This is a genomic window from Saccharothrix sp. NRRL B-16348, assembly GCF_001280085.1.
Taxonomy (GTDB): Bacteria; Actinomycetota; Actinomycetes; order Mycobacteriales; family Pseudonocardiaceae; genus Actinosynnema.
This window is the reverse complement of record NZ_LGED01000200.1, coordinates 172,914-185,329: the sequence shown is the minus strand read 5'-3', so window position 1 is coordinate 185,329 and position 12,416 is coordinate 172,914. Positions and strand designations below refer to the sequence as shown.

The 12,416-nt window shown below is 70.1% G+C and carries 6 protein-coding genes; 1 reads left to right on the top strand and 5 read right to left on the bottom strand.

The annotated features are described in order from the left end of the window. Positions 1–3: 3 nt before the first annotated feature. Positions 4–1,179: an FAD-dependent monooxygenase gene (locus ADK67_RS21810; RefSeq protein ID WP_053718307.1), complete on the bottom strand. Its 1,176-nt coding sequence runs from the start codon at positions 1,177–1,179 to the stop codon at positions 4–6. A 141-nt stretch (positions 1,180–1,320) separates the two neighbouring features. Between ADK67_RS21810 and ADK67_RS21805 the strand changes: the two genes are divergently transcribed. Then, on the top strand, positions 1,321–1,602 hold the full coding sequence (locus ADK67_RS21805) for a metal-sensitive transcriptional regulator (protein WP_053718343.1): 282 nt from the start codon (positions 1,321–1,323) through the stop codon (positions 1,600–1,602). 23 nt (positions 1,603–1,625) lie between these two features. On the opposite strand, the gene ADK67_RS21800 is transcribed toward ADK67_RS21805, so the two are convergent. The 4 genes from ADK67_RS21800 to ADK67_RS21785 all read right to left on the bottom strand — a co-directional run bounded on the left by ADK67_RS21800 (position 1,626) and on the right by ADK67_RS21785 (position 12,388). Continuing rightward, positions 1,626–3,755 (bottom strand): MMPL family transporter, encoded by a 2,130-nt coding sequence (locus tag ADK67_RS21800; protein ID WP_231648303.1) that lies wholly within the window; start codon positions 3,753–3,755, stop codon positions 1,626–1,628. 193 nt (positions 3,756–3,948) lie between these two features. Continuing rightward, positions 3,949–4,584 (bottom strand): class I SAM-dependent methyltransferase, encoded by a 636-nt coding sequence (locus tag ADK67_RS21795; protein ID WP_053718305.1) that lies wholly within the window; start codon positions 4,582–4,584, stop codon positions 3,949–3,951. Between the two features lie 11 nt (positions 4,585–4,595). Continuing rightward, a complete protein-coding gene (locus ADK67_RS21790; RefSeq protein ID WP_053718304.1) occupies positions 4,596–8,447 on the bottom strand; it encodes a type I polyketide synthase in 3,852 nt (1,283 codons plus the stop codon). Further along, positions 8,444–12,388 (bottom strand): type I polyketide synthase, encoded by a 3,945-nt coding sequence (locus ADK67_RS21785; protein ID WP_053718303.1) that lies wholly within the window; start codon positions 12,386–12,388, stop codon positions 8,444–8,446. Before ADK67_RS21785 ends, ADK67_RS21790 begins: the two co-directional genes overlap by 4 nt. Positions 12,389–12,416: the final 28 nt, after the last annotated feature.

The window sequence follows — 12,416 nt, the reverse complement described above, 5'->3', positions numbered from 1 at the left end:
GCGTCAGCGGCCGGGCGGTCGCCACGAGAAGGTATCGGAGGTGAGGCGCAGGAACACGGTGTCGGGAATGGCCCTGACCAGCGCGTTCCGCGCGGCGACGGCCACCGGGTTGCGCCACTGGGCCAGCCTGCCGACCACAGCCGACGTCCGGACGAGTCGCTGTGTCCTGGGACGGCGCGCCGCGTCGTAGGCGTTCAAGGCCGTCGGCACATCGGCGGTGTGGCGAAGCCGGTCCGACAGCACCACCGCGTCCTCCAGTGCCAGGCAAGCCCCTTGCCCGAGGTCGGGGGTGATGGCGTGGGCCGCGTCGCCCACCAACACGGCCCGGCCGGAGACGTAACGCGGCAACGGTGCCCGCAGGTAGCAGATGTCGTGACGCAGGAGCGCATCGGCGGGCGTGGCGGCCAACAGGCCAGGGATCGGCGCGTGCCAGCGGCCAAAACGCGCCCTCAGATCCTGGAGGTCGTCGTCTCCGTGGGACCGCTCCGGCACGGATGCGGTGGCGAACCAGTAGACGCGACCGTCGGCGAGCGGCACGACGCCGAAACGCTCGCCGGTGCCCCACGTCTCGGTCACAGCCGATTGATCGGGTGCCAGATCGCCGGCTCCCTCCAACACCACGCCGCGCCAGGTGACGTAGCCCGCGTAGCTCGGTCCCGGATGTGCGGGGAACAGCGCCGACCGCCCGGTGCTGTGCACACCGTCGGCGACTACGACCAGGTCAGCCTGGAGGTGTCCACCTGCGGACCCGGCTTCGAAGGTCACCGTGGCTGTGGCCGCGTCGGTCGTCAGCGCGGTGACCCGGTGACCGGTGCGCAGGTCTGCGTCGCGCGCCGCGTCGAGCAGCATCGCGTGCAGATCAGCTCGGTGCAGCGCGTAGCCGGGCGAACCGAACGCGGCTTCGAGGTCCTCGACGCGGCCCCGGTGGAGCCAGGACCCGTCGGCGAGTCGGACGCCGACGGCGCCTTGGGCGACGGCCCGCTCCCGGAGGTCGGACCCCAGACCTAGCCAGTCCAGCGCCCGGACCGCGTTCGGCGCCAGGGTGAGGCCTGCGCCGACAGGCGCGAACTCGTCGGCGCGCTCCAAGACCGTGACCTGCCAACGGTCACGCAGGAGTGCGCCCGCCACGGCGAGACCCGCTATACCGCCTCCGACCACCACCGCCGAGTGCGCCGACATGTCACCTTCCCGATCCGTTACCGATTCACCATGCTGGAACGATTTGCCGATTCATTCCCAACTGGCGATACGAGATGATTTCCGCACTGACCATCCCCTACCCTGGCGGGGTATGCGGCAAGCGATCGCGAGGAGCGGATGATGCCCGGTTACATCGACTCGAAAACCGACCTCGTCCGGCGGTTGCGGCAGGTTGAAGGTCAAGTCCGGGGCCTGGGCAGAATGGTCGACGAAGATCAATACTGCATTGACATCCTGACCCAGGTGGCGGCAGCGACGCGGGCACTGCAGGCCGTATCGATCAAGTTGCTCGACGAGCACCTGCGGCACTGCGTGTCCGACGCCATCACGGAAGGCGGTGCTACCGCCGACCTCAAGGTGGCCGAGGCGAGTGCGGCCATCGCCCGGCTCGTGCGCTCCTGACCGGGCGAGGCCGGCACCTACCACTAGCCCCGCATCCCGATCCGCTCGTGCAGGCGGCGCAAGGGCGCGGGCGCCCACCAGTTCGCCCGGCCGAGCAGTCGCATGAAGGCGGGGACGAGCACGCCCCGGATCAGCGTGGCGTCCATGAGGACAGCGAGAGCCATGCCGACACCGGCCAGCTTGACGAGGCTGACCCCTGATGTCGCCAGGGCCACCATGACGCTGGCGAACACCAGCGCCGCGGCGGTGAACAGCCTGCCTGTGTTCTCCAGACCGGCCACGACGGCGTGCGTGTTGTCGCCGGAGAGGTCGTACTCCTCCTTGATGCGCGACAACAGGAAGACCTCGTAGTCCATGGACAGGCCGAACGCCAGGCAGAACAGCAGCAGGGTGGCGGTCATGTCGAGGTATCCGGTCGCGGTGAACTCGCCGACCAGCCACTTCAGGTTGCCGTCCTGGAAGATGTAGACCATCGCACCGAAGGTGGCGGTGAGGCTGAACAGGTTCAGCACGATCGCCTTCAGCGGGATGAGCAGGCTGCCCGTGAAGAGGAACAGCAGCAGGAACGTGCTCACGAGGATGATCAGCCCGGCCAGCGGCAGGCGGGAGACCAGCGCGTCGTTGGTGTCCACCAGCACGGCGGCCTGACCGCCGACCAGGGCCTCGCTCGGCGCGGGTGCCGAGCGGATGGCCGCGACCAGGTCCTTGCTCTCCGCCGAGTTCGGATCCACGTCGCTGACCACGGACAACCACGTGCCCGCCGGTTTGCTGAACGCCGCGGACGCTTCCAGGGGCGGCGCGACCTGAGTGCCATCGGTGTAACTGCCCGAGACCGTGTCGACGCGCGCGACGTTCGGCAGCCTGGAGATCTCCGTGGCGTAGCCCTCGACGCCGTCGGCGCCGGTCCCGGGGAGAGCGACCGTGATCGGACTGATCTCCGCGCCGTCGAAGTCGGCGCGGATCCGCTCCGCTGCGGCGTAGGGCGGCGAGTCCGCAGGCAGGATCCGCTCGTCGAACAGGCCGAAGCGGGCGTGGGCGAAAGGCAGCGCGAGCAGCAGGAGCAGCAAGGCCGTCACGCCACCGATGAGGATCGGACGCTTCATCACCGTCGTCGCGATGCGGTGCCACACACCGGGCTTGCCCGCGGCTCGCGCCTGCCTGCGCTCGGTGAACTTGCGCAACGGGTTGAACCGGTCGATCCGCCGGCCCACGACTGCCAACACCGCCGGGAGCACGACTACTGCTGCGAGAGCGGCCAGGACGACGACGCCCATGACTGTCGCGGCCAACGAGCGCAGGAAGTCGACCGGGAAGACGAAGAGGGCGGACAGGGCCAGCAGCACCGTGACGGCCGAGAACAGCACGGCCTTGCCGACCGTGCGCAGCGTCGTCACCAACGCGTCCTCGACTTCCGCCCCCTTCGCCAACTCCTCGCGGTACCGCATGACGATGAACAGGGCGTAGTCGACGGCCAGACCGAAGCCGAGGGCGGTCGTCAGGTTGAACGCGAACACCGAGACGTCGAGCACCGACGTCAGAGCGGTGAGCAGGGCCAGCGTCCCGACCACCGACACGGCCGCGATGACCAGCGGCATCCCGACCGCGACCAACGACCCGAACGTGAGCAGCAGGATCAGCACAGTGATCGGTCCGCCGATGACCTCGGCGCGCGCCAAGTCCTCGTTGGCCTGCTCCACGTCCTCGATGTTGACCGCGGCGCGGCCGGTGGCCTGCACTTCCAGCCCGTCCTGCTGACCGGTGACGGTGGGCAGGATGTCCTTGGCCAGCCGGGTCGCGTCCCCTTCATCACCTTCGAACACCGCCGTGATGAGCGCCGACCGACCGTCCTCCGAACGAAGCGACGGTGCACCGGTGTTCCAGTAGGACTGGACGCTGCTCACGCCGTTCATCGCGGTCAACCGGTCCTCCAGGCGGCCCGCGGCCGCCGAGGAGTCGGGGTCGTCCACCGAGTCCGGGGTCCGCACCAACAGCACCAGGTCGGGCGCGCCTGCCTGGAAGTTGTCGGCGAGGAACCGCTCGGCCTGGGTGGACTGGGCCGATTCGGGCGTGTAGCCACCCGCCGACAGCTTGTCCGTGACCGTGGCGCCGAACAGTCCCGCGGCGACGACGAACAGTGCCGCGAGCCCGATCACGACCCAACGCCGCCGGTACGCGACTCGGGCGAGACCAGCGAGCGGCCCACGCGGGGGCGGCGCCTCCGAGGCGCGGGGGGCGACGTGCCTAGTGGTGCTCATCGCAGCGCGACCTGCCTCAATCAATCGTTGGTTTCAAACGCTCGTTTTATTCTGCTGCCGCGGCAGTCCGGCGTCAACTCGTGCGAGCCGGTCAACCGCGGCGGGCGCGACCGGACGCCACCGGCGTCTCCAACGGGATCTGGGCCGGTGGCCTGATCACCTGCGGAGACTCCACGACGAAGCCCGCTTCACGGATCGCGTCGAGCGTGCGGCGGTTGGGCCTGCAGCCGACGCCGATCCGTCGCCACACCGGGTCCACGAGATCTTGTGCACGTCCGAGCCTTCCTTCCGCTCGGACGTGTTCGAGGAAGACGAACGTCCCTCCTGGGCGCAGGACCCGCCGCGCCTCGCCGAGCGCGGTGGCCAAGTCACGGACGCTGCACAGCACGAGGAAGCACACGACCACGTCGAAACTGCCGTCGGCGAACGGCAGGTCTTCGGCCATCGCGTCGACGACGTCGGCCGGGCGGCCCGCCGCGGCGACGGCGCCCTCCAACCTCTCCCGCATCGCTCGCGCCGGCTCGACCAGGGTGAGCCGGTCGGCTGCTGTGTAGTGCTCCAGGTTGGTGCCGGTCCCCGCACCGATCTCCAGGACGTCACCGCCGAGCCCGGCCAGCAACTCCCGTCGCCGTTCCCGCCGCCATCTCCGCTCGATGGGTGCGTTGATGGCGTCGAAGTAGCGTGCCAGCGCGTTGGCGTAGCGGGTGTGCAAGTGCTCGTTGGGCAAGGAAGATGTCGTCACTGGACGGCCCCCGCGAGAACGTCGAGCACGGACATCGTTCGACTGCTCCAGTCGTGGACCACGTCCGGGTCACACCGTCCGGGGTCGTACCACCACTGGAGGGTCAGCACTCCGTTCGAGACGTGGCAGCGCAGTTCGACAGGGTGGTGACCGAGCGGCTCGGACCAGCCGTCCACCGCGTCCGGGCGCACCCTCCTCAGCGCCTGTTTCGCCGAGTCGAGCGCCTTCGGGATCGGCCCAACCGGGGCGAACAGCACAGCGCGCGGAGGACGGCTCGACAGCACCTGCGCGGTCGGGGCGTGCAGATGCCGCAGCACGCCGTAGCCCTGCCCGTATCGCGGGACTGATCGCCACGCCTCGCGCGCGGCTCGGACGGTGTCCTCCGGTTTCTCCGCTCCTGGGACCGCTACCGGGTAGACCGACGAGAACTGACCGACCGCGTCCGCGAACCCCGTTCCCGCTCGCCCCGCCGGCCTGCCGATGGTGAGCACGTCCACGACGAGTTGGTCACGTCCTGCCACACCCCGCCAAGCCGCCGCCGCTGCGGCGATCACGACCTCTTCCCACCTCACGTGCTCGCGACGGCGCAACGCGAGGAGTCCCTGGTGAACCTCGTTCGACACGGCATGGCTCAGCGACACGGGCGCAAGCCCGTCGAGGCGCCGCTCGATCAGCGGATCCGGCCCGTCGCCATGACGGTCGAGGATGCCGATCCAGTGATCGAGTTCGTCGTGCACGCTCTGGTCCCCGACCAGGTCGACGTTGTCCCACGCGAAGTCGCTCCACTCCGAACCGGGCTCGGGCAGGGTCACCTCACGGCCGGCGAGCAAGTGGGCGGTGGCGGTGGCGAGTTCGTCGGCGAGGACGCGGACGGAGGCCCGATCGACGAAGGCGCGGTGCAGCAGGATCGTCAGATAGCGGCCGGCGCGGGTTCCGACGAGCGCGGCGCGGATCGGGAGGATCTCCGGTCCGCTGGACATGTCCTCTCTCAACGCCGCGATGTCAGGAGGCCCGTCGACTTCCTGTTGCACGGTCAGGAGATCGACCTTGGGGTGGGTCGCGTGGTGTTGTTGCCAGATCCCGTGGCGGGAACGCGCCACCAGCTCCATCGCCCCGTGCCGGTGCAGGACGGCGTCCAATGCGCGTTCGACAAGACCTTGGTCGACGTCGGTGCCGAGCTGGTGGACGAGCGGCACCGTCAGCCGCTCGGCTTGCGGGGCCGAGAGCAACCACAGCTGGGTGGGTGTGAGTGGCACCCCGCCGCGGTCCCGGGGACGCTCGACGGGGACGGCCACCGCCTTCACCTTCGGCGTCAGATGCGTGGCCAGCGCATCGAAAGTCGGGTAGTCGAACAGGTCCTTGGGCCGGATGTCGATGCCGAGCGCGCGGGCACGAGAGGTCAGCCGGGTCGCCATCACCGAGTCACCGCCCAGCTTGAAGAAGCTGTCGCCCGGGGCGACTTCGTCGACCCCGAGGGTCTCCCGCCAGAGCAGGGTGAGCGCCTCGCGCGGATCGGCCGGCACGGACGTCCGAGGCTCCGATTCCGGGGTGGCCGCCGGCATGCCGGAGCGCGGCTCCACCCAGTGTCGGCCTCGTTGGAACGGGTACTGCGGCAGCGGCACGCGGGCTGCGTCGGGGTGAGCCGACACCGGGTCGATCTCGCCGCCGAGCTCCCACAGCCGGGCGAGTGCCCACTGGAACGAGACGACGCAGTCCTCAACCGTGCTGATCTGCAACTGTTCTTGGGTGAACGGCTCTTCAGCGGCACCGAGCACCAGAGGGATCGAGCCATCCGCCACTGCGCCATCGAGAAGCGCGTTCCACGAGGTGGAGGACGTTCCCAGGGCTGCCCAGTCGGGCACGACCTGATCAGCCTGCACCGACGGGAGTGATGCGAGGTGCAGGTCGATCAGCGCCGGAGCACCCTTGGCCTCGACGGCCTCGCCCGACACCAGCGCCACGGCGTCGGCGAGCGACAGCGCCCCCGCCACCACAGCCGCCACGTACTCCCCTACGCCTGCGCCGACAACCGCCACAGGGCGCACACCGCGCTCCTGCAGCGCGTGGGCGAGGGCGTACTGGGCGGCGAACACGGTGGCGGAGTGAGAGCCGGCGCCACCGGAGCGGGTCGTGAACAGGGCGACGCAGTCCTCGAAGGCGGTCTCGAACGCCGGGTCGTGTGCGCTCAGCGCGGTGACGGCCGGGTTGACGTCGGACGCCTCGTCGGGGAACACGAGCACGACCGAGGTCGGGCGTGCCTCGGAGTCGCGCGCGTCGACCTCTACTTCGAGCAGGTCAGCGGCTTCCTGCCTGCTCTGCGCCACGACGGCCCGGCGGAAGCCGAATCGCAGCCTTCCGATGTCGAGGGTGTGCTCGACATCGGCCAGATCCAGTTCGGGTGATCGGCGGAGCCAGTCGGCCAAGGCGTCCTGGGCGTCGAGCAGTGCCTGCTGCGTCCGGGCGCTGACCACCAACGTGCTCGGACCGCTGGCGGAACCGCGCCGTGGTCGATCGGGCGCTTGTTCGACCACGATGTGCGCGTTCGTGCCGCCCATCCCGAGGGACGTGATGCCGGCGATCCTCGTCCCGTTCACCGGCTCCCAGTCACGCCCTTCCCCGGCGACGAGGAAGGCCGACTCCTCGATGCGCAGTTCCGGGTTCGGCTCCTGGAAATGCGCGGTGCCTGGGATCCAGCGGTGTTCGAGCGCGGACACGACCTTGATCAGACCCGCGACGCCGGAGGCCGCTTCGAGGTGGCCGATGTTGCCCTTCACCGAGCCCACCGGGCACACCCGCGTCGGGTCGCCGTCGCCTTCGAACGCCGATCGCAGGGCGGCCATCTCCACCGGGTCGCCAAGAGCGGTCCCGGTGCCGTGTGCCTCGATGTAGCCGACATCCGCCGGTCGGACGCCTGCGACCTGGAGGGCTTCGGCGATCACCGCCGACTGCATCCGAACGCTCGGCGCGGAGTAGCCCATCTTCAGCGCACCGTCGTTGTTGATCGCGCTGCCGCGGATGACCGCGCGGATGTTGTCCCGGTCGGCCACCGCGTCCGAGAGACGCTTGAGCACGACCGCGCCGCCTCCGCTGCCGAAGACCGTCCCGTTCGCCCTGGCGTCGAACGGGCGGCACCGCCCGTCGGCGGACATCATCGAGTCGACGTCGTAGACGTAGCCGACCCGGTGCGGCACCTTCACGGTCATCCCGCCGGCGAGGGCCAGGTCGCATTCCCCGGACAGCAGGCTCTGGCAGGCGAGGTGGACGGCGACGAGAGAGCTCGAACAGGCCGTCTGCACGGTGAGCGCAGGACCGCGGAGGTCGAGCGTGTGCGTGATCCGGGTGGCGAAGAAGTTGGCGTCCGCCATCGAGAGCGCCTCGACCAGCTCGGTCGACGTTCCGGCGCTCAGCAGGCGACGGGAATCGTGGTGCGACATCAGGTTGTGCATCAGGTAACCGGGGAACGCCCCGGCGGCGAACACGCCGGTCGCCCCGTCGAAGTTCTCCGGCATGTGCGCGGCGTCTTCCAGCGCGTGCCAGCAGACCTCCAGGAACAGGCGCTGTTGCGGGTCGAGCGCGGCGGCGGTTCCGGGTGCGAAGCCGAAGAAGTCGGTGTCGAACCGGTCGTAGCCCGCCAGGCTCGCCACCCGCCGGACGTAGCCCGGGGCGCGCAGCACCGCGTCCGGGACGCCGTTCGCGCGCAGTTCGTCGTCGTCGAGGTCGTCCAGGCAGTCCCGCCCCGCGACGAGGTTCGCCCAGTACTCCTCGACGTCCTGCGCCTTGGGGAAACGACCCGCCATGCCGATCAGGGCGATGGCCTCGGTCGGTTCCTCCACCGGTGCCGTGCTCATGCCCGCCTCCTCGCCGCACGTCGCTGCGCCATCCGGGTCGTGCGCGACCGCGCACGCTTCGCCGCGTCGTCGGTTGCGCTCGGCGCCGTACCGGCATCGTCCTGGGTGCCGATCGCGGCCAGCACGTCCTGAGTCAGTTCGTCGATGCTCTGACCGCCCAGCAGCCGGGCGACCGGCAGGTCGACGGAGAAGTCGGCGCACACCGCGTTCTTGATCTTGACAGCGGTCAGGGAGTCGAGGCCCACGTGCACCAAGGGGCGGTCCCGTGGGATGCGACCGACGTCGTAGCCCAGCACCGCGGCGACCCGGACGGCGACCTGTTCGGTGACGATTTGCCGCTTGTCCCCATCGGTACGTCCGTGCAGGGAAGGCACGGGCGCCTCCGCGACGTCGTGGATTCCCATCTCCGAGAAGAACGCGGATCGAGCGATGTGCGGATGGGCTGCGGTGAACCCGGCGGCGTCGATCAGAGCCACTCCGACCTGCGGCACGTCGCGCGACACAATCGCTGCCAGCACCGCCAGGCCGCTCTTGGTGGACAGGCCGGTCAGCCCCGGCAGCTCCCTGCCGACCGCCGCTCCGGTCTCCTCCCAGCGGGTCCAGTTGACGGTCGTCGCGGGCACGCCCCGCTCCCGCAGCACCCCGCCGAACGCGTCGAGGTAGGCGTTCGCCGTCGCGTACGCGGCCTGACCGGGTGCGCCGACCATCGAGGCGAACGACGAATACGACAGCCACCAGTCGAGTGGGCGGTCGCCGATGGCCGCGTGCAGCCGCTGAGCCCCGGTCGCCTTGGGCAGCCACACCCGGTCCACCAGATCGGCGTCGACCGCTTCCAGCAAGGCGTCCTCGACGACACCCGCCGCGTGCACGACACCCCGCAAGACGTGGCCGTGCCGTTCGGCGGCGGCTATCACTTGGTCCGCGGATTCGGCGATGTCGCCCAGGACCACTTCGACCGCGGTACCCGCGGCCGCCATGTCCGCCAGCACGGCCGACGCTTCAGGGCCCGGTTCCCCACGTCCGCAGACGACGACGGTTCCCGCTCCGAGGCCCGACAGCCACCGGGCGGTGATCAGGCCCAGTCCGCGGGTGCCTCCCGAGACGACGTAGGCACCGTCGGACCGGACCGGTGGCCGTGTCGGTTCGGGAAGCTCGGACAGCGGTAGTCGCGCCAGCCGAGCGACTTGACGCTTGCCGCCGCGCAGCCGCACCTCGTCCTCGATCGGGGTAACGGCCAGTTCCGCGGCCAACGACTCGAGTTCTCGGTCCGAGCCGGCGTCCACGACGGTGGTCCGCAGCTCTGGGTGCTCGTGCCGGAGAGTCCGCACCATCCCGACGACAGCGGTCTGGACAGGGTCGGTACCGCGAATGACGACGATCAGTCGTCGGGAGCCGCCTTCGGTGTCGAGAACCTCGCGCACGAGATCCGCCAGCGCGAGGACGGTGTCCTGCGCGTGCCGGGGGTCGGGCTCCCTGTCCGGCTGGGACGTGGTGACGAACAGGACACCATCGGAGTGAGCTCCGCCTGTGGACCGTGCCGGCGAAGGGCCCTCCGCGACCGTGTGTCGCACACCGGCGCGCTCCAGCTCGGCCGTCACATCGAGAGCGCCCGGGCCGTGGACACTCCAGCTGCCTGGATCCTGCGTCGTTCGCACGGGGTCCGAGTCGACCCAGCCGATGGTGTGCAGGAGGTTCTCCAAGGGCACGGGCACGTCGTCCTGGTCGAGGTGGCGCAGACGCACATCGTCCACAGTGGCCGTCAGGTTCCCGTCGAGGTCGTAAACCTCGACGTGTCCCGTCGGCGTCGCCCCCTCGTGGTGGACGGTGGCGCGGCAGACGAGTTGTTCCGCCGGCCGCCGCCACAGGCGTACCGATCCCAGTCCCACGGGCAGGACCGTCTGCCCGCTGTCGTCGGCCAGCAGGACGGCCAGGCCGTGCAGACACGCGTCGAGGAACGCCGGGTGGAACCAGAGCCGGGCGTCACCCGACAGGTCCTGCGGCCATGACAGCACGGAGCAGGTGCTCTGGTCACCGGTGGAGAGTTCGGTCATCGCGGCGAACGCCGGTCCGTGCTGCTGTCCCGCGCCCACCAACCGCTGATAAGCGGATCCGACCGGAAGGCGGTCCGGGTGGGATGCCTTCAGCGCTGCGACATCGACTGGTTCGGCGGAGGAACCGCGCTCGGCACGACCAGCGGTCGCAGTGGCGTGGACGACCGCTCCCTCCGGACCGTCCGAGCAGATCTCCACCCGGCCGGTGGCAGCCTCGAAGGTCGTCGTCAGCGTCAGAGGCCCCGACACCGGCGCCATCCGGTGGAACTCCACGTCGGACAAGACCAACTCGTCCGGTCGCACGGACAGCGCTTCACCGGCGGCCGCTACCGCAGCTTCCACGTACGCCGTACCCGGCAGAACTGCTGTGCCGTGGACCTGGTGGTCGGTCAACCACGGTAGCTCCGCAGGATCCAACGTCACCTGCCACACGTGCCGCGCAGGGGCCCCCGGCAGCTTGATGTGCGGGCCCAGGAGCGGGTGCCGGTCATCACTCGCACGTGCAGGCTCCGGCCGGGTGGGCGCGAAGCGCACGTGGTTCCACGCCATGGTGGGCAGGTCGGCCAGCTTCCCGAGGTCGTGCAGGACCCTCCAGTCGAGTCGCACGCCACGGCAATGTGCGGAGGCCAAGTTGGTCGCCAGGACCTCGCGCGCGGGTTGGTCGCGCTTGAGCGATCCCAGTACGACGCTGTCGTTGACGCCGGAGTCCTTCAAGGTGTCGTTGATCGACGTTCCCACCACAGAGTGGGGTGAGACTTCGATGAAGCAGCGGTAGCCGTCCTCCGCCGCGGTCTGCAGCGCCTGGGCGAAGCGGACGGGGTTGCGCAGGTTGTCGGCCCAGTACCGGCCGTCGAACACCGGCTGCTTCCGCACGTCGGAGAGCGCGGTGCCGTAGACAGGGACAACAGGTGTGCGGGCGGTGATCCCGTCGAGCCTGCGCACGAGTTCGTCCGTGACCGCGTCGACCTGCCTGCTGTGCGCGGCGAACCGGACACCGGGCACCCAGTGGGCGGTGATGCCGTCCGCCTCGCAGTCCGCGATGAAGCGCTCGACGTCCTCCGGCCTGCCGGTCACCACCGAGGCGCGCGTGGAGCTGTGCACCGCGAGGTCGAGCACCCCTTCCTCGCGGATGCGCCGGCGTGTCTTGACCGCGGGCAGTTCCACCAGGGCGACGGCACCGCCGCCGGTCAACCTCTCCTCGATCAACGCCGAGCGGCGGCAGATCACCCTGCCACCGTCTGCCAAGGAGAGCCCACCGGCCACCACCGCCGCGGCCACCTCGCCCATCGAGTGCCCTACCACCGCCGCCGGTTCGACCCCGTAGTACTGCCAGACGCGGGTGAGGCCGACCTGGGTGGCGAAGAGGGCGGGCTGGACCAGCGCCATCCCGGCTGTCGCCAGGTCGACGTCGGTGACCAGGTCACGCAACGACCGGCCGCACTCCGTCAGGAACACCTCGTCCAACTCGTCGACGACTGCGGCGAAGGCCGGCTCGGTCGCCAGCAGTTCCCTGCCCATGCCGGCCCACTGGGAACCGTGGCCCGAGAAGACGAAGACCGCGCCGCGTTCGACCGAGGCTGTGGTTGAACCGAAGACGACCCCTTCGGCGAGGACGCCGTCGGCCGCGGCACGAAGCCTGGCGACCACGTCCGAGCGGTCGGCCGCCACCACGGTCAGCCGCTGCGACAGGTGCGCCCGCCGCCGCCCGAGCGTGTAGCCGACGTCGTCCAGCCCGACGGTCGCACCAGGGCCGTCGAGCCACTCGGCGAGCCGTGCCGCGTTCCGGCTCAGCGACTCCGGCGACCGGGCCGACACCGGGAACAGCATGGGTGTGGAAGCGGCGACGTCGATCGGGTCGAGGCTTGTCCTGCGGTCGATGGTGGAGGTCATCGCATACCGCCTTGGCTGGACGTGTCGG